This is a genomic window from Mesorhizobium sp. 1B3, assembly GCF_050958605.1.
Taxonomy (GTDB): domain Bacteria; phylum Pseudomonadota; class Alphaproteobacteria; order Rhizobiales; family Rhizobiaceae.
The window spans coordinates 71,777-93,732 of the sequence record NZ_JBJHDO010000015.1; the positions used below are offsets into that span (position 1 = coordinate 71,777).

Here is a 21,956-nt window from a genome sequence, read left to right on the forward strand (position 1 = left end):
CATCCAGCAACGACCAGGGGCCCAGTCGTCAGCCGCGGCGGGATGCCGAGAGGATTCGGCGCACGACCAATACCCCGACAGCGATAGCCGTGGCCGAGAAGGGCATCCACGCCTGGGGATCGCCCATCGTGCGCAAGGTTATGCCGCTCAAGAGCAGCCAGAAGACAGGGATTACGAGCAGAGGCAAAGTGAGTCCGCCACCAGCCGTCAACAAGAAGCCGAGTGCCACGACCGCGGTCGGATCTGGAGCCAGGCCGAAGGTCTCCGCCGATGTCCAGGGCCGGCCGAAGAACGACGGTAGTAGCGGATATGCGAAGATGCCGGCGAGCGCGAGCAGGAGTCCGATCCGAGCGGCTATATCCTTGCGGTCGAAAACGAGGCCGCGCGACCACCCACCGATCGCCAGCATCAGCGCCTGCAGCCCAAAGAGCGGCACGACATAGGTGATCGCCCAGTTGATCGCAGCGAAACGGTGCCACAGGAAGGACCAGGCGACGAAGGCCCAGAGCGCTGCGAGAGCGAAGGCGATCCATGGACCGCTGCCGCGCGGCCGGAAGGACACGAGCATTACCAGGCCAAAGCCGATGGCGAGCGTCAGCACATGCAGCGGCCAGAACGCGGCGTTGTGCAGTTCGAACATGCGCCAATAAACGCGCGGCGAGAAAAGAAGCAGATCCTGCGGCCGATACGTCCACCAGTCGGACATCTAGATGTCCCGGACATAGGCGGCCATGCGCTCGCGCATCGCGGCATCGGGAAGGACGCCGGCCGCGGCCGCGACGTTCTCCCGGACATGGTCGACGCGCGTCGTGGCGGGGATAGCCACGGTGACGGCGGGGTGGGCGAGGATGAATTTCAGGATGAACTGGGCCCAGCTCGCAGCGCCGATATCGGCTGCCCATGGCGGCAGCGCTTCGCCTTCGAGCCGCTGCGTGAGTTCGCCCTGCCGGAACGGCCGGTTGACGATGACGGCCATGCCGCTTTCCGCCGCCAATGGCAGCAGCCGTTTCTCTGCCTCGCGATCGACGATGTTGTAGGTGAGCTGAACGAAGTCGAGCGGATACCTACGCATGATCTTCTCGAAGAGGTCGTGCCTGCGCCCTTCGGAAGTCGTGATGCCGACGTATCGGATCCTTCCCTCCGCCTTCATGGCCGAGAGCGTCTCCATATGCGCCTCCCAGGCGACGAGATTGTGGACCTGGACGAGATCGAAGCGCTCGACGCCCCAGAAGCCGCGCGACCGCTCGATCTGCGCGGGCCCGCCCGCAGCGGAGGACGTCCACACTTTCTCAGCCGAAAACAAGGGTCCGGGCCGGCCGAGCTTATCCAGGCCATATCCGATGACGGGCTGCGACGAGCCATACATGGGCGAGGAATCGATCATGCGCCCGCCCGAGGCGAAAAAGGCCTCCATGACGTCGGCGCATTCGTCGCGCAGCGCCGGGTCGTCGCCGACATTGAAGGTGATCCATGTACCGAGGCCGACCGCCGGCAGCATCTCGCCCGACGAAGGGATCGGCCGCATCAGCAGCGGCGAACTTCCGCCACGGGCGATCGTCGGCAGGGCGGAAGCGACGCCGGAAGCGGCGATGCCTTTCACGAATGTCCTGCGGGTAACCGTCATGCTTTGAGTCATCCTTCAGACACGCTGCCGGCCAGCCGAGCCGCCCGAGAGATTGGCCTGAAGATTTCCGGCCCGGAAGGCCTTCGCAATCAAATATCGATGAGTGCCATGGCGAGGCCGCTTCTCTCCGGCTAAGCTCCTTGTACTTCATGACGTCAGGGATGGGCGTGCTTCCGCTTGTCCGTGTATTTGGCTTGCACCTCGTTCTCGACGGGAGTTGCGCGCATGGGTGTTCTTCGCTCGGATGCGACCACCTTCACCCTGCGGCCATCGCCGCGTAGAGCTCGGGCACGCTTTCCGCCTGCCTGAGCTTCTTCAGCGTGTCGGGCGAGCGAAGCTGGCGGGCGACCGCCGCAAGGACGTTGAGGTGGTCCTTCCCGCCGGCGGAGGGAACGAGCAGAAGGAAGAGAAGATCCACGGGCGTCTCATCGATCGCCTCGAAATCGATCGGTTTCACGAGGCGGGCAAGCAGGCCGAACGGTTTCTCCAGTCCGGCGACGCGCGTGTGCGGGATGGCCGCGCCTTCGCCGATGCCAGTGGAGCCGAGTTTCTCCCGTGCATAAAGCGGTTCGAAGATCGCCTGCTGTGTAATGCCCAGCGTCGTCGCCGCCCGCCGCGACAGGAGTTGCAGCGCCTCCAGCTTCGTCTGGACGTCAAGGTCGACGAACACGTCGCCCGGCTGGAGGAAATCCGCTACCTGCATGTTCTACTCGCTTCTGTCGCCGCGTTTCACGCTCTTGTTTGTCTGTGGACCCAGGCCTTTGCACCGTTCGCGTTGCCCCTCATCGGCCTGCCGGTCACTTCTCCCGGTAAGAAAACGGGGAGAAGGACGCTGTCATCTCCACTTTCGCCTGTCGCCAGTGTTTCGCGACTGGCCTTCGGCCATTCTCACTCCGCCTCGCGGAGCCGGTAACCAACCCCCGTCTCGGTGGTGATGTATTGCGGCTGGTCGGGAGTACGCTCGATCTTCTGGCGAAGCTGACGCACATAGACCCTGAGATATTGCACGTCCGTCGAGCCGCCCCACACCCGGTCGAGCAGGAATTGGTGGGTGAGCACCTTGCCTGAATGCTGCACCAGGAGCCGCAATATGTCGTACTCCTTGGGTGACAGTCTCACTTCCCTGTCGGCGACCTTGACGATGCGCTTGACGAGGTCGACCGACAGATCGCCGGTATGGAAGACCGGCTTCTCGCCTTGCTGCTGCAGCCGATGCCGCAAAGCCACGCGGATGCGCGCCACCAACTCGTTCATGCCGAAAGGTTTCGTCACATAGTCGTCGGCGCCAAGCTCCAGCGCCTTGACGATACCGGCCTCGTCGGTGCGGCTGGAGAGGATCACGACGGGCAGGTCGAGCCCCTCGTCACGCCATTGGCGGAGCAGGTCGTGGCCGGCCATGTCGGGCAGGCCGAGATCGAGCAGGATCAGGTCCGGCCGCTCGCGGATACGTTCGTTGGCCGCCCTGGCATTGCCGGCTTCGTCGATCGCATAACCTTGCGTTCCCAGCCCCACCCGCAGCAGCTTGCGGATGGGCGGCTCGTCGTCGACCACGAGGATCCTGACATTCGAAGTCGTCATGTCGGTTCTTCCAGTTTCGGAGCGCCGGCCGGCACCGGCAGTCGGATCGTGAAGACGGCGCCGGGGCGGTCCGTACGATTGCTCGCAGCGATGGTCCCCCCCATGGCTTCGACGAACCCCCGGCAGATGGAAAGGCCGAGCCCGGTGCCAGCCCGGACATGGTCGCCTTTCCGGACGCGGTAGAAAGTGTCGAAAACCCGCTCGAGGTCGGCGGGCGGAATGCCGGGACCTTCATCCATCACCTGGAGCACCACCCAGCCGTCGTCGCGCCAGCCCTGGATGCGGATGGTGGAGCCCGCCGGCGCATATTTCGCAGCGTTGTCGAAAAGATTGAAGAGCACCTGCTCGAACAGGACGGGATCGAGCCTGAGCATCGGCAAGTCGGGAATATCGACTTCGGTCTTGTGCGCCGCCGTCATCTTGGCGGCACGGCGAAGCGCAGAGCCGACGATGTCGCCGACATCGAGCCAGGCATAATTCGGCTCCATCGCGCCGGATTCGATCTTGGTCATATCGAGCAGGTTGGCGATGAAGCGGCTCAGCCTTTCCGACTCGTCCACCACGGTGGAGAGCAGCTCGGCGCGCCCCTCCTCGGGCAGCGAGGCGCCGAAATCGCGCAGCGTGCCGGCCGCGCCCATGATGCCGGCGAGCGGCGTCTTCAGGTCGTGCGAGATCGAGGTGAGCAGCGCCGAGCGCAGCCGGTCGGCCTCGGCGGCGAGCTTCGCCCGGTCGACATCCGCGACGAGCTCGATGCGTTCGATAGCGACCGCAGCCTGGTCGGCCAGGGCATCGAACAGGCGTTGTTCCTCCGGAGTGAGCAGCGGCCCTTGCTTGTCGTTGTCGAGGCCTATGACGCCGATAGCGGTGCGCGCCGTGCGAAGCGGCAAATAGAGGCGCCGCGCTCCAGGCAGCGTGTCGGCGCCCCGGCCGGCGGGACGGTTGTGCTCCCACGCCCAGCGCGCCGCGGCGATGTCGGCATCGGCCAGCGTGTCGTCCGGCGGATAACCCGCCTTCACCGCGATCGTATCGCCCTCCGGCAGAAGCACCACGACACGCAGCTTGAGCATCGAGGCGATCTGGTAGACAGTCGCCCACAGGACGTCGTCGAGCGTGCCGGTGCCGGCGAGTTTCTTGCTGAAAAGATAGAGATCTTCCGTGGCCCGCGCGCGGGCGCGGGCGCTCGCCGCCTGGCGCTGGACACGAGCCGTAAGATTGGAGGCGATCACCGCCACGACCAGGAAGAAGGCGAGCGCGACCACGCTTTCGGGCTCGCCGATGTCGAGCGTGTAATAGGGCGGCAGGAAGAAGAAATTGAAGGCCGAGGCGCTGAGCACCGAGGCGAAGAGCGCCGGCCACAGGCCGGAGCTCACGGCCGAGGCGAGCACCGCCATCAGGAAGACGAGCGCGATGTTGCGCACGTCGAGGACCTGCTGCAGGAGCATGCCGACGCCCAGAGCGCAAATGACGAAGACCGTCGCCAGCATGTAGGGCCAGGGCTCGAACCGACGCTGCCGGGCCGCCGTCTTGACGCCGCGCGATCCGACGCCAGCCTCCTTCTCGACGCCGGCGGTGACATGAACATTGAGGTTGCCGCCATGGCGGATGAGGTCGTGCGTGACCGAACCCTCGAAGAACTCCCGCCAACGCGGCTTGGTCGGCTTGCCGATGACGATGTGGCTGAAATTGTTGGCCGACGCGTGACGGACGATCTCGCGCGCGACGTCCTGCCCCGGCACGACGATGGCTTCACCGCCGAGTTGTTCGGCCAGGCGCATGGTGGCGGCGAGCCGATCCTTGTCGGCCTCGGACAGGCTCGCCGAATGCGAGGTCTCCACATGGATCGCCGCCCAAGGCGCGCGCTGCCTGTCGGCGAGGCGTCTGGCATAGCGAACAAGCGACGCCCCGCGCGGATGCGCGTCGACCGCCACAAGCACGCGCTCTCCCGCCGCCCAGGGGCCGGGAATGGCGTGGGCCTGCATGTGGCTCAGCAACTGCTCGTCGACACGCTGGGCGGTGCGGCGCAGCGCCAGCTCGCGCAGGGCAGTCAGGTTTCCGGGCGAGAAGTAGTTCTCGATGGCGCGGCGCGCCGTATCGGGTACATAGACCTTGCCTTCGTGCAGCCGGGTGATCAGGTCGTCGGGCGTGAGGTCGATGATCTCGACGTCGTCGGCCCGGTCGATGACCGAATCCGGAACCGTCTCACGCACGCGGATGCGGGTGATCTGGGCGACGACGTCGTTCAGGCTCTCGACATGCTGGATGTTGAGGGTGGTGTAGACGTCGATGCCCTGGCCGAGAAGCTCCAATACGTCCATGTAGCGCTTGGGGTGACGGCTGCCCGGCGCGTTGGTGTGGGCAAGCTCGTCGACCAGCACCAGGGAAGGCCGGCGCTCCAGCACCGCGTCGATGTCCATCTCCTGCAGCCGGCGGCCCTTGTAGTCCGCCTCCTTGCGCGGGATGACCTCGAGTCCCTCGACAAGCGCCTGGGTCTCCTTGCGCCCATGGGTCTCGACGACGCCGATCACCACGTCGCGGCCCTCGGCCTTGCGGGCGCGGCCGGACATCAGCATCTCGTAGGTCTTGCCGACGCCGGGAGCAGCGCCAAGGAAAATCTTCAGCCGGCCCCGCCCCTCGCGCTCGGCATTCTCGAGAAGCGCGTCCGGCGAGGGCCTGACATCGATATCGCGATCGTCATCCGGCATCGGAGCGCCTTTGGGGGAGCGACGTTCTGGCTGACGAGGCCCTATCTGACACCCCCCTCTGTCCTGCCGGACATTTCATCCTCAAAGGGCGAGATTGGCCTTCGTTCTCGCTTTCGCCAATCGCAACAGAATGGGTGCCGTTATCGATGAAAGCTCGAAGAGCGGGACGGTTGCTGGTGCCGGTTCGGCTGCTTCGTCCAACACCGTCGGGCGGCCGGCCGCTCAGGAACGGAATGGATCCTCGGGTCAGCTCGCCCGCTGGCGCGGGCTCACGCCCGAGGATGACGATTCGCGTTGAAGGCTTGCCCAAGGCGCCAACGTTTGTGATTGGCATCGACATAGAAGCTTCGTCATCCTCGGGCCGGCGTCGAGCGAAGCGAAGGCGACGTGACCCGAGGATCCATTCCGTTCCCGAGCGGCCGGCTGCCGCCCGGCGGCGCTGAACGAAGCAGCCAACGCAAGCGATAGCAGCTATCATCCGCTCCTTCCGTGCCGCCCGAGATGCGTGAATCCGGTAGCCTTGAGGGGGAGATGTCCGGCAGGACAGAGGGGGGTGCGAGCGCAACGTCCAGCTCTCTTGTGTCAACGTCACCGACCATAACCTTCCGCTCTTCCCCTGTCAGCGCGTCTCCCCGGCATCGAGCGCCATGTTCAGCGCCAGCACATTGACCACCGCCTCACCGATGAAGCCGAACAGGCGTTCGTCGGTATTGCCGTCGATAAGCCGGCGCAATGTCTCCTCGTCCATGCCACGAGCAGCGGCCACGCGCGGCACCTGGAAATAGGCGGCCTCCGGCGAGACATGCGGGTCGAGGCCGCTGCCGGAGGCGGTGACCAGCTCCATCGGCACAGGCACGCCGGGATTCTCGGCTTTCAGCTTCTCGGTCTCGGCCTTGATCCGGTCTATCAGCTTCGGATTGGTGGGGCCGAGATTCGAACCGCTCGAGGAGGCGGCATTGTAGCCGTCGCCCGCGGCGGAGGGGCGCCCGTGAAAATAGCGCGCGTCGGCGAACGCCTGGCCGATCAGCATGGAGCCGACCACCTTGCCGTCGCGCTCGATCAGGCTGCCATTGGCCTGGGTTGGGAACAGCACCTGCGCCAGACCTGTCATGCCCAGCGGATAGATGAGGCCGGTGATGACCGTCAGGCCGACGATCATGACGATGGCGGGTCGCAATTGTTTGAGCATCGGATTGTTTCCTTAAGCGAGGCCGAGCGCCGTGATGGCGAGGTCGATGGCCTTGATGCCGGCGAAGGGCACGATCACACCGCCCAGGCCGTAGATCAGGAGGTTGCGGGAGAGCAGCGCGCCGGCGCCGACCGGCCGATACTTCACGCCCCTCAGCGCAAGCGGGATCAGCGCGACGATGATCAGTGCGTTGAAGACGATCGCCGACAGGATCGCGCTTTGGGGCGTCGCAAGTCCCATGATGTTGAGCACGCCGAGTTGCGGGTAGAAGGCCAGGAACATCGCCGGGATGATGGCGAAATATTTGGCGATGTCGTTGGCAATCGAGAAGGTGGTGAGCGCCCCGCGCGTCATCAGGAGCTGCTTGCCGATCTCGACGATCTCGATGAGCTTGGTCGGATCGCTGTCGAGATCGACCATGTTGCCGGCCTCGCGGGCGGCCACCGTGCCGGTGTTCATGGCGACGCCGACATCGGCCTGCGCCAAGGCGGGAGCGTCGTTGGTCCCGTCGCCGCACATAGCGACCAGCTTGCCCTTGCCCTGCTCCTCGCGGATCAATGCCAGCTTGTTCTCAGGGGTGGCCTGGGCGAGGAAATCGTCCACGCCGGCTTCCGCGGCGATGGCTGCAGCCGTCATCGGATTGTCGCCGGTGATCATCACGGTGCGGATGCCCATGCGGCGCAGCTCCGCGAAACGCTCGGAAATGCCGCCCTTCACGATATCCTTGAGATGGACGATACCGAGCAGGCGGCCCTCGCGCGCCACGGCGAGAGGGGTGCCGCCGGCTTTGGCGATCTCGTCGGCGATCGCCTGGATCTCGCGCAGCGTGTCACCGGCGGGGCGGGCGCCGGCCGAAGTCGCCGAGGCAGCCGAATTGACATAGGCCAGCACCGCATCGACTGCGCCCTTGCGGATGGAGGAGCCGTCGAAATCGACGCCGCTCATGCGGCTTTGTGCGGTGAAGGGCACGAAGCTGGCGTGCAGCGCGCCCATGTCGCGGGCACGGATGCCGTATTTCTCCTTGGCGAGCACGACGATCGAGCGACCTTCCGGCGTCTCGTCGGCCAACGAAGCAAGTTGCGCGGCGTCCGCGAGCTCCTGCTCGGAGACACCCTTCACCGGACGGAAGTCGGTCGCCTGACGATTGCCCAGTGTGATGGTGCCGGTCTTGTCGAGGAGAAGCGTGTCGACGTCGCCCGCCGCCTCGACCGCGCGGCCGGACATGGCGAGCACGTTGAAGCGCACCAGGCGGTCCATGCCGGCGATGCCGATGGCCGAAAGCAGCGCCCCGATCGTCGTGGGGATCAGCGTCACGAAAAGTGCGACCAGCACGATGACGGGGATCGAGCCGCCGGCATAGGTGGCGAAGCTGGGAATGGTCGCCACGGCCAGCACGAAGATCAGCGTCATGCCGGCAAGCAGGATGTTGAGCGCGATCTCGTTGGGCGTCTTCTGGCGTTCCGCCCCCTCGACCAGCGCGATCATGCGGTCGAGGAAGGTCGAGCCGGGAGCGGCGGTGATACGCACGCGGATCCAGTCGGAGAGCACCTGCGTGCCGCCGGTGACGGCCGAGCGGTCGCCGCCGGATTCGCGGATGACGGGGGCGGATTCGCCGGTGATCGCCGCCTCGTTGACGGAGGCGACACCTTCGATGACCTCGCCGTCGGACGGGATGATATCGCCGGCCTCGACCAGCACGACGTCACCGACCTTCAGGCTGGTGCCCGGCACCATCTTGAAGCGGGTGCGGTCGTCGCCGGAAAGGAGCTTCGCCTGGGTCTCCGTGCGGGTGCGGCGCAGCGAATCCGCCTGCGCCTTGCCGCGCCCCTCCGCGACGGCCTCGGCGAAGTTGGCGAAGAGCACGGTGAACCAGAGCCACAGGATGATCTGGAAGGAAAAGCCGAGGCTTTCACCGCCCGTGACGACGTCCTTGACGAAGAGGATGGTGGTGAGCGCAGAGACCACGGCGACGACGAACATTACCGGGTTTCTCGCGAGGCTGCGCGGATCGAGCTTGCGGAAAGCGTCTCGGGCCGCCGGAACGAGGATGCGGGCATCCATGATGCTCGCGGATCTGGGATGGCTCATATCGAAAACTCCGGCTGTATCAGGCCGTGAAGAAATGGGTGAGCGCGTAAGCGACGAGCACGACGAGGCCCATCACAAGCATGACACCAAGGATGATGTCGGAGGCGCGGATGGGATTGCCGGGCCCCCGCGCCGACCATGCGGCGCGGGGATTGATCTGCTTGCGCAATTCATGGAGCAGGCTGGACATGGCGCACCTCAGAAGGTCTGCCCCAGCAGCATGGCGAGGTGCTCGACAATCGGGCCCACTGCCAGAGCGGGGAAAAAGGTCAGGCCGCCGACGATCAGGATAACGCCCACCAGCAGGCCGACGAAAAGCGGACCGTCCGTGGGAAACGTTCCTGCCGAGGCGGGCACCGTCTTCTTGGCCACCAGCGAGCCCGCTATGGCGAGCGCGGGGATGATCACCAGAAAGCGCCCCATCAGCATGGCGAGCCCGATGGTGATGTTGTACCAGGGGGTGTTGCCGGTAAGCCCGCCGAAGGCCGAGCCGTTATTGGCGGCCCCGGACGTGTAGGCGTAGAGGATCTCCGAGAAGCCATGCGGCCCGGGATTGCCGATCGAGGCGACGCCGGTCGGCAGAAGCACGGCGATAGCCGTGAAGCCCAGCATGGCGAGCGGGAGACACAGGATGGCCAATACAGCCATCTTGACCTCCTTCGCCTCGATCTTCTTGCCGATATATTCCGGCGTGCGGCCGACCATCAGGCCGGCGACGAAGATGGCGATGACGACGAAGAGCAGGATGCCGTAGAAACCGGCGCCGACACCGCCCACGATCACCTCGCCAAGTTCCATGTTGATGAGCGGGATCATGCCGCCAAGCGCGGTGAAGGAGCCATGCATTGCGTTGACGGCGCCGCAGGAGGCCGCGGTCGTAACGACCGCGAAGAGCGAGGAAAGCACAATGCCGAACCGTGCCTCCTTGCCTTCCATATTGCCGCCTTCCAGGCCAAGCGCATGGACAATCGGATTGCCGGCGGCTTCAGCCCAATAGGTCACGGCGACACCCGCCACGAACAGCACGCCCATCGTGGCGAAGATCGCCCAGCCCTGGCGCTGGTTGTCGACCATGCGGCCGAACACATTGGTCATGGCCGCGCCGATCGCCAAGATCGAGACCATTTGGAGAAGGTTCGAGAAGGCGCCCGGGTTCTCGAAGGGATGGGCAGAGTTGGCGTTGAAGAAACCGCCGCCATTGGTGCCAAGCATCTTGATGGCGAGCTGCGAGGCGACGGGGCCGAGCGCGATCGTCTGCTTTGCGCCTTCCAGCGTATCGGCCTCGGCATAGGCGCCGAGCGTCTGCGGCACGCCAAGATAGACATAAGCGAGTGTCAGGAGGACACAGAGCGGCAGGAGCACATAGAGAGTGCCGCGGGTGAGATCGACCCAGAAATTGCCGACGGTGCGGCCGGAGGCACGCGCGAGCCCGCGGATCAGCGCCATGGCGATGGCGATGCCGGTGGCCGCCGAGACGAAGTTCTGCACGGTCAATCCGGCCATCTGCACGAGGTAGGACATGGTGCTTTCGCCGCCGTAGTTCTGCCAATTGGTGTTGGTCATGAAGCTGGCGGCGGTGTTGAAGGAGAGCTCGGGCGGGACGGCGCCCATGCCCGCGGGATTGAAGGGCAACACGCCCTGCAGCCGCTGCATCGCATAAAGAAGCAGGAAGCCGGCCAGATTGAAGAGCAGCATGCCCACGGCATAGGTCGTCCAGTGCTGTTCTTCGCGCTCGCTGGTGCCCGCCAGCCGGTAAAGGCCGCGTTCGACGGGAACGAAAAGCGGCGACAGGAAGGTGCGCTCGCCCGAGAAGACGCGCGTCATGTAGCCGCCGAGCGGCTTCACGAGCAGAATGATGATCCCGCAGAAAAGGAGGATCTGAAGCCAACCATAAAGTGTCATGGGAAAAGACTTTCCGAACCGCGCGATCAGAAACGCTCGGGGCGAACCAGCGCGTAGGTGAGATAGACAAGAAGGAAGAGCGTCACCGCCCCGCCGAGGAAATAGTCGAGAAGCATCGCGCGATCCTTTCAGAGGCTATCGCAGGCTTTGACGTAGGCGAGGCTCAGCGCGAAGAAGACGACGCCGATCGCTAGAATGACGATATCCATCGTTACGGCTCCTTTGTTCTGCCGGTGACGCACGACGATCCGCCGCCGTGATCGACGGCGGCGCTTCATTTTCGAATCCAGGTGGGAATATGCGCCCGCCTCCCATAAAGGTTCGAGAGAGGGCGGCGCGGAAAGATATAAGAATCCTATAGGAATTTCTGGGTCTCGAAGCCGCGAGGCGCCTCACCCAGGAAGCGAGGCGCCTGTCGGCCCCGCCGAAGCTAGGCGGCGGGGCGGAGTCTCGCCCTGGCAGACACCGGCTCGACAACGGGATCGGACAGCGCGCCGTCAGGCACGCAAGAGACCGCGCCAGGCACGTAGTCGCTCTCGAACATGGCGAAGCGGACCGCCGATGCGCGGTCGGCGAAGAGGCCCCCGACGAGACCCATTTCGTCGCGCACGATCCAGCGCCCCCGACGATCGCGCCCCACCATGAAACGGCCGGTATGAGTGGGACAAAACGGGAAACGGCTCATCGCAATACTCCTGGCCCAATCGGATCGCGGATCATGCGCCGGCCGAAAGGACGACGGCGGTCATGACCGTCACGGCCGCAACGACGGCGGAAAGCCTGAGCAGCATGGCAACTTCCCGGGGAAAGCGTGGGACGCTGACTGCGTGAGGGATGCGGCGTGCGCTCATAGACGAGCGGATCGCGGGAAACGGGCCGAAACGGTCGACGCCCTGGCGAGGAAACATAGCATTGATCCTTTCCTGTCACGTGCGGCGCGGGGCGACACATGACGGAACCTATCGCTGGACGCATAGGCTTTCGATTGAGAGGCCAGCGCAAAGAAATAGGAAAGTCATAATCAGGTGGGCCGGGCAGGCCGAAAAGGCGTCTTTATTTCTTTAGCCGGATTCCCGTCTCGAAATCCTATGCCCGCGGGCCCTATCTCCCTGGCGAGAACAAGGCTTGCGTCGGAGGCGACGCCTTCATGACCATAGCATCCCTCGACGAATTGGCCGGCGCGCTGGCCAGGAACCGCATCGCCGGCGACGTCGGCGACCTGCCGATGTCGCTCCTGCAATCCTCCGACCAGGCGGAAGACGTGCAGACGGCGGCACTCGATGCGTTCGACAGCGATTTTCGCGGCTATGCGCTGGTCGGCACCAGTCGGCAGGCGCGCAGCACGCTCGGGCTGGAGCAGCCGATCTTCTCGGCCATTCCCAAGAAGAGCTTCCATGAGGGCAAGCATCGCTTCAGGCTTCCCAACGGCATGATCGGCGCGCAGTGTGAGTTGGTCTTGACGATCGGAAGGACCTATCCCGCCATGGGCGAGAAGATCGACCGCCTGTCGGCAAGCGCCGCCGTGATTGCTTGCCAGCCCGCGATCGGTCTGATCGGCCGGCGCGCACGGCCGGGCGCGGACATCAGGCTCGCTGCAATCGCCGATTTCGCCTTCCATGTCGCCACCCTCTGCGGGCATTCGGCTCGGCATGTCGACCCGCTGGAGCTGGACGGGATCGGGATCGTCGCTCGGATCGACGACAGGCCGATCGCTTCGGGTCGTACCAACCTTGTTCTCGGCCACCCACTGGAGGCCGTCGTCTGGCTGGCGGAGCGCCTTGCCGCTCAAGGCAAGACGCTGAATGCCGACGATGTCGTGGCCACGGGGTCGTGCACCCCCATCCTCCAGGTGCTGCCCAGCCAGCTCCTCATGGTCGATTTCGGGCAGCTTGGAACCGTGGGCTGCGCATTCGACTGAACGCCGCCGCGTCCGCGAGCGCGCCGGCGTCCAGAGCTGCCAGTGCCCGTCCGATCGCTTCTCCGGTCCTCCCTTCGACCGGCACCATGGGCAGGCGCAAATCGGGCGAGACGCCGCATGACAGATGGAGCGCATGCTTGACCGGCGCGGGGTTGGTCTCGAGCTCCAATGCCGAGACCAACGGGCGGAGCCGATGATTGAGCACCCGCGCCGTGCGGATGTCGCCGCTGCGCAACGCGCCCTGCATCTCGACCATAAGGCGCGGCGCGACATTCGCGACCACGGAGATCGTCCCGCTTCCGCCCATGGTGTTGAACCCGAAGGCCGTTGCGTCATGGCCGGAAAACTGGAGGAGGCGATCGCCGAGAGCCGCAGCCAGCGCCATCGGCCGCGAGAGGTCGCCGGTCGCATCCTTGATGCCGATGACGGAAGGGATGGCTGCCAGCCGGGCGATGGTCGCAGGCGTCAGGTCGACGCCGGTGCGCGACGGTACGTCGTAGACGATCAGGGGAATGTCGACCTTGGCGGCCACCGCCTCGAAATGCCTGGCAATGCCTTCCTGGCTGGGTCGGTTGTAATAGGGCACCACGACAAGCGCCGCATCGGCGCCGAAGGCGCGCGCCGCTTCGGTGAAGGCGATCGTGGCTTCGGTATTGTTCGTGCCCGTGCCCGCAATGACGGGGATGCGCCCCGCCGCCCGCTCGATGCAGCTTCGGATCACGCCGATGCGCTCCTCCCAGGTAAGAGTCGGCGCTTCGCCGGTCGTTCCGCAAGGTACGAGCGCCTCGATACCCTGGCCGATCTGCCAGTCGATAAGGGAGGTCAAGGCAGGGTAATCGACCTCTCCGTTCCTGAAAGGCGTGACGAGTGCGGTCATCGCGCCCTTCAATCGGCGGCGTAGTTGGTCGAGGCTCATATCGGACTCCGTTCCATCAGGATGCAGATAGAGCCAGGTAGAACGATGCCGCATATGGATTCGAGATGGCCGGCCGCACGGTTTTATAAGAGCATCATGTTCGGTGCACTTTGCACGCGTCGCTACCGTCCAGACGGCCCACATCGTACCGGCGCCGCTTTCAGCTGCGCTTGTCAAGAATGGACCGCCGGTCCTAGAACTTACATTGTATGAACGACAAATTCGCCCTGACGCTGTTCACCGGCGCCAGCCGGAAGCGCAACCTTTTCGCCCAGGTTGTCGAGGAATTGGGGATTCGTATCGTCGGCGGGGACCTTAAGCCCGACGAACCGTTTCCCAAGGAAGCCGATCTTGAGCGCGAATATGGCGTTAGCCGCTCGGTGATCCGCGAAGCCGTGAAGACGCTTGCCGCCAAAGGCCTGCTCGAATCGAAGACGCGCACCGGCATACGCGCCCTGCCGCCCGTCCATTGGAACCTGCTCGACGCGGAAGTGCTGAGCTGGCGCTATGGCGCCATGCCGCCCGTGCAGTTCTTCGCCGAGTTGTTCGAGGTGCGCAAGATGATCGAGCCGGAGGCGGCGGCGCTCGCCGCTATGCGCGCAACCGGGGCAGACATCGAGGAGATCGAGACGGCGTATGCCGCCATGGTGAAGGCGAGCCAGGCGACCGTGCCCGGCATCGGAGCGGATCTGCGTTTCCACCGAGGCATCCTTGCCGCCGGGGGCAACCCGCTGCTCCTCCAGATGGGCAATCTGATCGGTGTCGGACTGCTCATCAGCCATCGCTTTTCGCACGAAGCCTTCGTCATTTTCCTGCCCGGGCACCATGCCGTGATGAACGCGATCAAGGCGGGCGATGCGGAAGGAGCGCGCGCTTCGATGCAGCGGCTGCTCTGCGAGACATTCGACTACATGAAGGGTCATATCCGCAATGATTGAGCGGCCAATCCTGACCGCCGAGTGCCTCGATCCCGGACACAAACGAGGCGCCGCCGGCGCGCTTTCACACGCCGGCGGCAACATTCGCACCCGACCTGGCTAGCGCACACGCCCAGCTGATGCCACGCGAAGCGCCGGTGACAAGCACCACCTTCCCCGCAGGTCGAATCTCGGTGGCCACGGGCTTGGAGGCATCGTGATCTCCGAGCACGCCCCAATCATCAACTTATCATATTATATGAACTTCTCAAGAGTTGTAACGGATATACTTCGATACTGAGGCCTTACTGTATCAATGCCTGTATTCGACGTCGCATCCGAAGCAACGGACCGGCGAGCTCGATGCCGGCCGGGGTCAGCCAATGCGGATTGCTAAATTACGGAAGCTCACGCGACCGGTCGCTCACCGCTTGTCGACGCTCTCCAGGAAACGGGCGAAGATCGGATCGAACTTCTCCGGCGCGTCCCAGAACGGCGCGTGGCCGGAATTCTCGATCAGGTGGGCTTTGCCCTCCCACAGATTGGCATAACGCGCCGCCGCCACGAAGTCGGTGTTCACGAACGGCTCGTCGGCGCCATTGAGGACAGCCAGCGGAATCGATGCGGTTGCGACGATCTCGGCCTGGTTCCCGCCGCTGCCGGACACGAACTTCTCGAACATCAGCCGACGCGCCCTGCCGTCGGTGCGCGCGACGGTGGTGTGCAGTCCGGCGTCGTAAGGCTCGCCGCAGGTGCTGCGGGCATAGGCCTCGACATCCTCGGGGGTGAAATGTTCCTTTGCCGCCAGCCCCATATGCGGGCTCGGCCGGAAGCCTTCGCCCACCGTCTCGATGGAAACTGGCGGCGTGCCGGTGATCATCAGCCCGAGCATGCCGGGGACGCGATCGATCATCTCGAGGCCGATATGACCGCCGAGCGACCAGCCGAACACGATCACCCTGTCGACGCCGAGCAGGCGCAGCACCTCCGTCATGACATCCGCGTAACCCTCCATCGAGTAGCTGCGCTCCGGATCGAGCGCGTCCGCGGATTCACCATGACCGGGCAGGTCGGGCGCGATCATTCTGTAGCGCTGCCCGAGCGCACCGTTCATCTGGTTGCGGAAAACAGAGCCGTTGCTGGAATTGCCATGGATCAACAGGACCGGCGTGCCGGGGCCCGCCGTCTCCCGAATCGCGATCAGGCCATGGCTCGTCTCGATCGCTCTCTGCCTCGTCGCCATACCTTCCCCCTCGCGGCCAATTATCCAAGCTCGTGACTATCCAGGCCGTCCCGCTTCGTGAAGGTCATGGGCCGCGCTTTTTCTGATCAAGAGCGAGAAGCCTCCGGGGAAACCCTCGCACAGAAGGGCCAAGTCTCGTTTAGCGCGACGATATGTCGCTATCATCGGTCGAAATGACGCGCTTCGTCGGCGCGGCGACGTACTGGCGTTCTACTTCAAGTTCACGCATGATGGGAACCGGCATTCCCCAACGGAAACACAAACATTTCCGAAGGGCAAGCCGGGAGGAACGAAGCATGGCCATGGCGCTTGTACTCGTTCTTGTTGTCGTGGGCTCGGTTCTCTTCCACGCCCTGAGCCCATGGTGGTGGACGCCTATTGCATCCAATTGGGATTATATAGACCACACCCTCGTCATCACCTTCTGGATCACCGGCATCGTCTTTTCGGCCGTTGTCCTGTTCATGGCCTATTGCGTATGGCGCTTCCGCCACCGGGAAGGCGCCGAGGCGGCCTATGAACCGGAAAGCCGCCGGCTCGAATGGTGGCTGACGGTCGTCACCGCGGTCGGCGTGGCGGCCATGCTGGCGCCCGGCCTTTACGTCTGGGCGCAGTTCATCAGCGTGCCCAAGGACGCCACCGAGGTGGAAGTGATCGCTCAGCAGTGGCAATGGAGCTACAGGCTGCCCGGCAAGGACGGCAAGCTCGGCACGTCGAACAGCACGCTCATCAGCCCCGAAAATCCGCTGGGCGTCAGTCCCGACGATCCCAATGGCCAGGACGACCTCGTCATCGAGGCGGCCGACCTGCACCTGCCGATGGGCAAGCCGGTCAAGATGGTGCTGCGCTCGATCGACGTGCTGCACGATTTCTACGTGCCGGAGTTTCGCGGCAAGATGGACATGATCCCCGGCTCGGTCACCTATTTCTGGTTCACGCCGACGCGGACGGGGAGCTTCGAGGTGCTCTGCGCCGAGCTTTGCGGTGTCGGACACGGCTTCATGCGCGGCGTCGTCGCGGTCGATTCCGAGGAGGACTATCAGGCCTGGCTGCAGGAGCAGTCGACCTTCGCGCAATTGTCCGCGCCCGACCAGGTCGGAACGGCGGAGGCGCCTCGGAAATGAGGGAGGCGGCGACTTAGGAGACGCATCTGGACGGAGACCGGGCCGCCCCGGGCTCCGCCGGCAGGAACAGAAAGGTGAAGCGATGGTCGATATCACGCCGCGTGGGCCCGAAGCCATTCCGCCCGCCGAAGTCCCCGATGTCGAGCTCTATCATCCGCATAGCTGGTGGACGACCTACGTCTTCTCGCAGGACGCCAAGGTCATCGCCATCCAGTATGCCGGCACGGCGATGGCGATCGGCCTGGTGGCGCTCGTGCTTTCCTGGCTGATGCGCCTGCAGCTCGGCTTTCCCGGGATCTTCTCCTTCATCACGCCCGAAGCCTATTACCAGTTCGTGACCATGCACGGCATGATCATGGTCATCTATCTCCTGACCGCCTTGTTCCTCGGTGGTTTCGGCAACTACCTCATCCCGCTGATGGTGGGCGCCCGAGACATGGTGTTCCCCTATGTGAACATGCTGAGCTACTGGATCTATCTTGTGGCGGTGCTGGTGCTGGTGGCGAGCTTCTTCGCGCCCGGGGGCCCGACCGGCGCGGGCTGGACGCTCTACCCGCCGCAGGCGATCCTGTCGGGCACGCCCGGCGGCCAGCAGACGGGCATCATCCTGATGCTCGCCTCGCTGATCCTGTTCATCATCGGCTTCACCATGGGCGGCCTCAACTATGTGGTCACCGTGCTCCAGGGCCGCACCCGCGGCATGACCCTGATGCGCATGCCACTGACGGTCTGGGGCATCTTCACGGCGACCGTGATGGCGTTGCTCGCCTTCCCAGCGCTCTTCGTGGCCTGCGTCATGATGATGTTCGACCGCCTGCTCGGCACCAGCTTCTTCATGCCGGCGCTGGTCGAGATGGGCGAGCAGCTCAACTATGGCGGCGGCAGCCCGATCCTGTTCCAGCATCTCTTCTGGTTCTTCGGCCATCCGGAGGTCTATATCGTCGCCCTGCCCGCTTTCGGCATCGTGTCCGACCTGATCAGCACCCATGCCCGCAAGAACATCTTCGGCTACCGCATGATGGTGTGGGCCATCGTCGGCATCGGCGCGCTGAGCTTCGTGGTCTGGGCACACCATATGTATGTCAGCGGCATGCATCCCCTGTTCGGCTTCTTCTTCGCCACCACGACGCTGATCATCGCCGTACCCACGGCGATCAAGGTCTACAACTGGGTGCTGACGCTCTGGCGCGGCGACATCCACCTGACCCTGCCGATGCTGTTCGCGCTCGCCTTCATCGTCACCTTCGTCAATGGCGGGCTGACCGGCCTGTTCCTCGGCAATGTGGTGGTCGACGTGCCGCTCTCCGACACGATGTTCGTGGTCGCGCATTTCCATATGGTCATGGGCGTTGCCCCTATCCTCGTGATCTTCGGCGCCATCTATCACTGGTATCCCAAGATCACGGGGCGCATGCTCAACCAGGCGATGGGCCAGTTCCATTTCTGGGTTACCTTCGTCGGCGCCTACGCCATCTTCTTCCCGATGCACTATGTCGGGCTGGTCGGTGTGCCGCGCCGTTATCCCGAACTCGGCGAGACGGCCTTTATCCCCGATTCCGTGCACACGCTGAATGCCTTCATCACCGTCGCCGCACTCGTCGTCGGCGTCGCCCAGATGGTGTTCCTGTTCAACCTCTTCTGGAGCCTGCGCTACGGTAAGGATGCCGGCGGCAATCCGTGGCGGGCGACGACGCTGGAATGGCAGACGCCCACGACGCCGCCGCCGCACGGCAACTGGGGCAACGAACTGCCGGTAGTCTATCGCTGGGCCTATGACTACAGCGTGCCCGGCGCGAAGGAAGACTTCATCCCGCAGAACGACCCCGGGCCGGTCGGCATGAGGGCTGGCGCATGAGCGTCATCCTGGTCTTCCTGCTCGTCATTGCCGGCGTCTCCTTCTGGTGGCTGGCCCAGCAGCGGCTGATGTCGAAGCCCTGGCTCGAGCATGGAGCGCCGCTTCCGGGCCTCGAAGACACAGGCGTGCCGACGACCAAGCTCGGGCTCGCCGTTTTCCTCGCGGTGGTCGGCGCTCTCTTCGCCCTGTTCGCCAGCGCCTATGTCATGCGCATGGCGCTGTCCGACTGGCAGGCGCCGCCCATCCCGCGCCTGCTCTGGCTCAACACCGGCATACTCTGCCTGAGCAGCGTCGCCCTGCAATGCGCGGTTTCCGCGGCACGCCGGTCCCAGGCCGAAACGATGAAGCTTGCGCTGGTCACGGGCGGGCTGACGGCGCTCGTCTTTCTCGGTGGACAATTGCTGGCGTGGCGAGAGCTCTCAGCCAGAGGCTTTCTGCTCGATTCCAATCCTGCCAACAGCTTCTTCTATCTGCTGACCGGCATGCACGGACTCCATATCGCGGGCGGCCTCCTGGCGCTCGGCGCAACGACGGCCCGAGCCTTTGCCGGCGAGGGCCAGGAGCGGCTGCGCAACAGCGTCGAGCTCTGCGCCATGTACTGGCACTTCCTGCTCTTCATCTGGCTCGGCCTCTTCGTGCTCATGGCCGGCTGGGCCAACGACTTCATCGATATCTGCCGGCAATTGCTGAGTTGAGGACAAGCTCCATGGCCGAGGCGACGCTCCACACGACAGAAACGAGACCGGGAGGGCTGCAAGGGGTCGCCGCCGATTGGTCGTCCGACCAGCGCGCGTTCAAGAACGTGTCCTGGGGCAAGGCCATGATGTGGATCTTCCTGCTTTCGGACACCTTCATCTTCGGCTGCTTCCTGCTCTCCTACATGACGGCACGCATGTCGACCACGGTACCCTGGCCCAATCCAAGCGAAGTCTTCGCGCTTCATATGTTCGGGCAGGACATCCCGCTCATCCTGATCGCCATCATGACCTTCGTGCTGATCTCGAGCAGCGGCACGATGGCGTTGGCGGTCAATTACGGATACCGGCGCGACCGCACGAAAACCGCCGTGCTGATGCTGCTGACCGCCGCGTTGGGCGCGACCTTCGTGGGCATGCAGGCCTTCGAATGGACAAAGCTGATCACGGAAGGCGTGCGGCCCTGGGGCAATCCTTGGGGTGCGGCGCAGTTCGGCTCCACCTTCTTCATGATCACCGGCTTCCACGGCACCCATGTCACGATCGGCGTGATCTTCCTCCTGATCATCGCGCGCAAGGTGTGGCGTGGCGACTACGATCGGGGCGCGCGGGGCTTCTTCACGAGCCGGCGCGGCCACTACGAAAGCGTCGAGATCATGGGCCTCTACTGGCACTTCGTCGATCTCGTCTGGGTTTTCATCTTCGCGTTCTTCTATCTGTGGTGAGGAAGGAACATGGCTGAAGCAGTGGTTCACGGGGACAGTCATGCGCATCAGGCGCATGCGACCGTCTCCACGGAGGTCCACCAGCAGCATCCGCTGAAGGTCTATTTCGTGGTCTGGGGCTGGCTGTTCGTGCTCAGCGCCTTCTCCTACCTGGTCGACTATATCGGCATCCAGGGTCATCTGCGCTGGTCGCTGATCCTGCTCTTCATGATGCTGAAGGCAGGGCTGATCGTAGCTGTGTTCATGCATATGGCATGGGAGCGGCTGGCGCTCGCCTACGCCATCCTGCTGCCGCCGCTCGCCATCCTGGTCTTTGTAGGAATCATGGTTGCGGAGTCCGATTATACGCTGCTCAGCCGCCTGACATTCTTCGCGCAATAACCGACGCCCTTCGGCGGTCCATCCCCCTCTGTCCGGCCGGACAGTGGGGGATGCGGCCCGACGGAGACGGACATCGACGCCGTCAGGCGCCCACTCCGCAAATCACCGAAGCCAAGGCGGAAACCGTGGTTCGCGCTGAGGGGGGACAGGTGCCCGGCGGTTCTTCTTGCCGGCCGGGATCTCCACCACCTTGCGATAGAGATGCCAGGTGCCGTGGCCGAGTACGGGAATGACCACCGCGAGACCGGCCAGAATTGGCAGCGAGCCGATCAGCAGGGCTACCGCTACGATGAGGCCCCAGAGCAGCATCGGCCCCGGATTGGCAAGCACCGCCCGCGCCGAAGTCTCGATCGCCGCATAGGCGCCGACGTCGCGGTCGAGCAGCAGCGGAAAGGCGATAACCGTCGTGCTGAGCACGACCAGGGCGAACAGGAAGCCGATGAGATTGCCGAGGATGATCAACGTCCAGCCCCGCTGGGTGGTGAAGAGATCGTTGACGAAGGCGCCGACGGACAGGGGAGCGGCGTCCCCGTAAAGCCAGGTGTAGAGTGCCTGGGCCGTCAGGAGCCAGGCTACGAAGAGCACCAGCAACATGCCGCCGATTGCCGCTATGGCCGGGATTGCGGGCGACTGCCTGACATCGAAGACATGCCACCAGGACGTATCCTGGCCCTGCTCGCGCCGACGGCTGATCTCATAGAGGCCGAGCCCGAAAAAGGGACCGAGGAGCGCGAAACCGGACATCAGCGGGAAGACCAGCTGGAACGCGCTTCCGCCGGACGTCCACGTGATCAGGAACACGCCGACGATCGGGTAGATCAGGCAGAGGAAAACATAGTGCGAGGGCTTGTCCCAGAAATCCTCGAAGCCTCTTCGCAGCGCGTCGAAGACATCCTGAACCGTTATGTGACGAACGGCGGGATGCTCAAGAGTGCTGTTGGTGCCCGCATACACATGGAAGCCTGCCATGACCTATCCTCCTGGATTCGGATTCGGCGGGTCGAGATCCGCGGCATCGGCATTCCTGGCCGCCAGCCACGACCTGCCCCACGGTCACCATAGCTTGCTTGCGGCGTTTTGTCGCCCCCCCTCTCCTCGC

23 protein-coding genes and 1 pseudogene are annotated in these 21,956 nt (G+C 64.3%); 7 read left to right on the forward strand and 17 right to left on the reverse strand.

What is annotated here, in order from left to right:
- Window positions 1–28: 28 nt before the first annotated feature.
- The 13 genes from ACCO56_RS28930 to ACCO56_RS28990 all read right to left on the reverse strand — a co-directional run bounded on the left by ACCO56_RS28930 (window position 29) and on the right by ACCO56_RS28990 (window position 11,991).
- Window positions 29–706, reverse strand: a complete 678-nt coding sequence (locus tag ACCO56_RS28930; protein WP_433644399.1) for a DUF6064 family protein — start codon at window positions 704–706, stop codon at window positions 29–31.
- On the reverse strand, window positions 707–1,624 hold the full coding sequence (locus tag ACCO56_RS28935; RefSeq protein ID WP_433644400.1) for an aldo/keto reductase: 918 nt from the start codon (window positions 1,622–1,624) through the stop codon (window positions 707–709).
- 256 nt (window positions 1,625–1,880) lie between these two features.
- Window positions 1,881–2,327, reverse strand: a complete 447-nt coding sequence (locus tag ACCO56_RS28940) for a PTS sugar transporter subunit IIA (protein ID WP_433644401.1) — start codon at window positions 2,325–2,327, stop codon at window positions 1,881–1,883.
- A 185-nt stretch (window positions 2,328–2,512) separates the two neighbouring features.
- Complete coding sequence (locus ACCO56_RS28945; RefSeq protein WP_433644402.1) at window positions 2,513–3,202, reverse strand: response regulator transcription factor; 690 nt, start codon at window positions 3,200–3,202, stop codon at window positions 2,513–2,515.
- Window positions 3,199–5,904, reverse strand: coding sequence for a DUF4118 domain-containing protein (locus tag ACCO56_RS28950; protein WP_433644403.1), 2,706 nt, complete (start codon window positions 5,902–5,904; stop codon window positions 3,199–3,201). Before ACCO56_RS28950 ends, ACCO56_RS28945 begins: the two co-directional genes overlap by 4 nt.
- Window positions 5,905–6,523: 619 nt before the next feature.
- A complete protein-coding gene (gene kdpC / locus ACCO56_RS28955) occupies window positions 6,524–7,093 on the reverse strand; it encodes a potassium-transporting ATPase subunit KdpC (RefSeq protein WP_433644404.1) in 570 nt (189 codons plus the stop codon).
- Between the two features lie 12 nt (window positions 7,094–7,105).
- Window positions 7,106–9,181, reverse strand: a complete 2,076-nt coding sequence (gene kdpB / locus ACCO56_RS28960; RefSeq protein ID WP_433644405.1) for a potassium-transporting ATPase subunit KdpB — start codon at window positions 9,179–9,181, stop codon at window positions 7,106–7,108.
- A 19-nt stretch (window positions 9,182–9,200) separates the two neighbouring features.
- Window positions 9,201–9,371, reverse strand: a complete 171-nt coding sequence (locus ACCO56_RS28965; protein WP_433644406.1) for a hypothetical protein — start codon at window positions 9,369–9,371, stop codon at window positions 9,201–9,203.
- Between the two features lie 8 nt (window positions 9,372–9,379).
- Window positions 9,380–11,083 (reverse strand): potassium-transporting ATPase subunit KdpA, encoded by a 1,704-nt coding sequence (gene kdpA / locus ACCO56_RS28970; RefSeq protein ID WP_433644407.1) that lies wholly within the window; start codon window positions 11,081–11,083, stop codon window positions 9,380–9,382.
- Window positions 11,084–11,109: 26 nt separating this feature from the next.
- Entirely contained in the window at window positions 11,110–11,199 is a 90-nt protein-coding gene (locus ACCO56_RS28975; RefSeq protein WP_433644408.1) for a K(+)-transporting ATPase subunit F, read from the reverse strand.
- A 12-nt stretch (window positions 11,200–11,211) separates the two neighbouring features.
- Entirely contained in the window at window positions 11,212–11,361 is a 150-nt protein-coding gene (locus tag ACCO56_RS28980) for a hypothetical protein (RefSeq protein WP_433644409.1), read from the reverse strand.
- 152 nt (window positions 11,362–11,513) lie between these two features.
- Window positions 11,514–11,768, reverse strand: a complete 255-nt coding sequence (locus ACCO56_RS28985; protein ID WP_433644410.1) for a hypothetical protein — start codon at window positions 11,766–11,768, stop codon at window positions 11,514–11,516.
- Between the two features lie 31 nt (window positions 11,769–11,799).
- Window positions 11,800–11,991 carry a hypothetical protein gene (locus tag ACCO56_RS28990; RefSeq protein ID WP_433644412.1) on the reverse strand — a complete coding sequence of 64 codons (192 nt, stop codon included), beginning with the start codon at window positions 11,989–11,991 and terminating at the stop codon, window positions 11,800–11,802.
- A gap of 239 nt (window positions 11,992–12,230) precedes the next feature.
- Between ACCO56_RS28990 and ACCO56_RS28995 the strand changes: the two genes are divergently transcribed.
- Window positions 12,231–13,001, forward strand: coding sequence for a 2-keto-4-pentenoate hydratase (locus ACCO56_RS28995; protein ID WP_433644413.1), 771 nt, complete (start codon window positions 12,231–12,233; stop codon window positions 12,999–13,001).
- Here the strand turns inward: ACCO56_RS28995 and dapA are convergent.
- On the reverse strand, window positions 12,952–13,917 hold the full coding sequence (dapA, locus tag ACCO56_RS29000) for a 4-hydroxy-tetrahydrodipicolinate synthase (protein ID WP_433644414.1): 966 nt from the start codon (window positions 13,915–13,917) through the stop codon (window positions 12,952–12,954). The genes ACCO56_RS28995 and dapA overlap by 50 nt on opposite strands.
- Window positions 13,918–14,126: 209 nt before the next feature.
- Between dapA and ACCO56_RS29005 the strand changes: the two genes are divergently transcribed.
- A complete protein-coding gene (locus ACCO56_RS29005; RefSeq protein ID WP_433644415.1) occupies window positions 14,127–14,855 on the forward strand; it encodes a FadR/GntR family transcriptional regulator in 729 nt (242 codons plus the stop codon).
- 67 nt (window positions 14,856–14,922) lie between these two features.
- On the opposite strand, the pseudogene ACCO56_RS29010 reads toward ACCO56_RS29005, so the two are convergent.
- Both ACCO56_RS29010 and ACCO56_RS29015 read right to left on the reverse strand, forming a co-directional pair.
- A pseudogene (locus tag ACCO56_RS29010) lies at window positions 14,923–15,036 on the reverse strand (3-oxoacyl-ACP reductase); the annotation flags it as partial.
- A 222-nt stretch (window positions 15,037–15,258) separates the two neighbouring features.
- Window positions 15,259–16,077 carry an alpha/beta fold hydrolase gene (locus ACCO56_RS29015; protein WP_433644416.1) on the reverse strand — a complete coding sequence of 273 codons (819 nt, stop codon included), beginning with the start codon at window positions 16,075–16,077 and terminating at the stop codon, window positions 15,259–15,261.
- A gap of 296 nt (window positions 16,078–16,373) precedes the next feature.
- Between ACCO56_RS29015 and coxB the strand changes: the two genes are divergently transcribed.
- The 5 genes from coxB to ACCO56_RS29040 all read left to right on the forward strand — a co-directional run bounded on the left by coxB (window position 16,374) and on the right by ACCO56_RS29040 (window position 20,857).
- Window positions 16,374–17,201, forward strand: a complete 828-nt coding sequence (gene coxB, locus ACCO56_RS29020; protein ID WP_433644418.1) for a cytochrome c oxidase subunit II — start codon at window positions 16,374–16,376, stop codon at window positions 17,199–17,201.
- Window positions 17,202–17,283: 82 nt separating this feature from the next.
- The gene (gene ctaD, locus ACCO56_RS29025; RefSeq protein WP_433644419.1) at window positions 17,284–19,056 is read left to right on the forward strand and encodes a cytochrome c oxidase subunit I; all 1,773 of its coding nucleotides are present in this window, start codon (window positions 17,284–17,286) and stop codon (window positions 19,054–19,056) included.
- Entirely contained in the window at window positions 19,053–19,751 is a 699-nt protein-coding gene (locus ACCO56_RS29030) for a cytochrome c oxidase subunit 3 (protein ID WP_433644420.1), read from the forward strand. The genes ctaD and ACCO56_RS29030 overlap by 4 nt, the downstream gene beginning before the upstream one ends.
- Before the next feature lie 11 nt (window positions 19,752–19,762).
- The gene (locus ACCO56_RS29035) at window positions 19,763–20,476 is read left to right on the forward strand and encodes a heme-copper oxidase subunit III family protein (protein WP_433644421.1); all 714 of its coding nucleotides are present in this window, start codon (window positions 19,763–19,765) and stop codon (window positions 20,474–20,476) included.
- Between the two features lie 9 nt (window positions 20,477–20,485).
- The gene (locus ACCO56_RS29040; RefSeq protein ID WP_433644422.1) at window positions 20,486–20,857 is read left to right on the forward strand and encodes a cytochrome C oxidase subunit IV family protein; all 372 of its coding nucleotides are present in this window, start codon (window positions 20,486–20,488) and stop codon (window positions 20,855–20,857) included.
- A gap of 102 nt (window positions 20,858–20,959) precedes the next feature.
- Here ACCO56_RS29040 and ACCO56_RS29045 read toward each other — a convergent pair whose 3' ends face one another.
- Complete coding sequence (locus ACCO56_RS29045) at window positions 20,960–21,826, reverse strand: DUF2189 domain-containing protein (protein ID WP_433644423.1); 867 nt, start codon at window positions 21,824–21,826, stop codon at window positions 20,960–20,962.
- Window positions 21,827–21,956: the final 130 nt, after the last annotated feature.

Excerpts from the sequence above, each read along its gene's own strand:
- ACCO56_RS28930 (WP_433644399.1), bottom strand. The coding sequence starts at position 706 with ATGTCCGACTGGTGGACGTATCGGCCGCAGGATCTGCTTCTTTTCTCG.
- ACCO56_RS28935 (WP_433644400.1), bottom strand. The coding sequence starts at position 1,624 with ATGACGGTTACCCGCAGGACATTCGTGAAAGGCATCGCCGCTTCCGGC.
- ACCO56_RS28940 (WP_433644401.1), bottom strand. The coding sequence starts at position 2,327 with ATGCAGGTAGCGGATTTCCTCCAGCCGGGCGACGTGTTCGTCGACCTT.
- ACCO56_RS28945 (WP_433644402.1), bottom strand. The coding sequence starts at position 3,202 with ATGACGACTTCGAATGTCAGGATCCTCGTGGTCGACGACGAGCCGCCC.
- ACCO56_RS28950 (WP_433644403.1), bottom strand. The coding sequence starts at position 5,904 with ATGCCGGATGACGATCGCGATATCGATGTCAGGCCCTCGCCGGACGCG.
- kdpC (WP_433644404.1), bottom strand. The coding sequence starts at position 7,093 with ATGCTCAAACAATTGCGACCCGCCATCGTCATGATCGTCGGCCTGACG.
- kdpB (WP_433644405.1), bottom strand. The coding sequence starts at position 9,181 with ATGAGCCATCCCAGATCCGCGAGCATCATGGATGCCCGCATCCTCGTT.
- ACCO56_RS28965 (WP_433644406.1), bottom strand. The coding sequence starts at position 9,371 with ATGTCCAGCCTGCTCCATGAATTGCGCAAGCAGATCAATCCCCGCGCC.
- kdpA (WP_433644407.1), bottom strand. The coding sequence starts at position 11,083 with ATGACACTTTATGGTTGGCTTCAGATCCTCCTTTTCTGCGGGATCATC.
- ACCO56_RS28975 (WP_433644408.1), bottom strand. The coding sequence starts at position 11,199 with ATGCTTCTCGACTATTTCCTCGGCGGGGCGGTGACGCTCTTCCTTCTT.
- ACCO56_RS28980 (WP_433644409.1), bottom strand. The coding sequence starts at position 11,361 with ATGAAGCGCCGCCGTCGATCACGGCGGCGGATCGTCGTGCGTCACCGG.
- ACCO56_RS28985 (WP_433644410.1), bottom strand. The coding sequence starts at position 11,768 with ATGAGCCGTTTCCCGTTTTGTCCCACTCATACCGGCCGTTTCATGGTG.
- ACCO56_RS28990 (WP_433644412.1), bottom strand. The coding sequence starts at position 11,991 with ATGTTTCCTCGCCAGGGCGTCGACCGTTTCGGCCCGTTTCCCGCGATC.
- ACCO56_RS28995 (WP_433644413.1), top strand. The coding sequence starts at position 12,231 with ATGACCATAGCATCCCTCGACGAATTGGCCGGCGCGCTGGCCAGGAAC.
- dapA (WP_433644414.1), bottom strand. The coding sequence starts at position 13,917 with ATGAGCCTCGACCAACTACGCCGCCGATTGAAGGGCGCGATGACCGCA.
- ACCO56_RS29005 (WP_433644415.1), top strand. The coding sequence starts at position 14,127 with ATGAACGACAAATTCGCCCTGACGCTGTTCACCGGCGCCAGCCGGAAG.
- ACCO56_RS29015 (WP_433644416.1), bottom strand. The coding sequence starts at position 16,077 with ATGGCGACGAGGCAGAGAGCGATCGAGACGAGCCATGGCCTGATCGCG.
- coxB (WP_433644418.1), top strand. The coding sequence starts at position 16,374 with ATGGCCATGGCGCTTGTACTCGTTCTTGTTGTCGTGGGCTCGGTTCTC.
- ctaD (WP_433644419.1), top strand. The coding sequence starts at position 17,284 with ATGGTCGATATCACGCCGCGTGGGCCCGAAGCCATTCCGCCCGCCGAA.
- ACCO56_RS29030 (WP_433644420.1), top strand. The coding sequence starts at position 19,053 with ATGAGCGTCATCCTGGTCTTCCTGCTCGTCATTGCCGGCGTCTCCTTC.
- ACCO56_RS29035 (WP_433644421.1), top strand. The coding sequence starts at position 19,763 with ATGGCCGAGGCGACGCTCCACACGACAGAAACGAGACCGGGAGGGCTG.
- ACCO56_RS29040 (WP_433644422.1), top strand. The coding sequence starts at position 20,486 with ATGGCTGAAGCAGTGGTTCACGGGGACAGTCATGCGCATCAGGCGCAT.
- ACCO56_RS29045 (WP_433644423.1), bottom strand. The coding sequence starts at position 21,826 with ATGGCAGGCTTCCATGTGTATGCGGGCACCAACAGCACTCTTGAGCAT.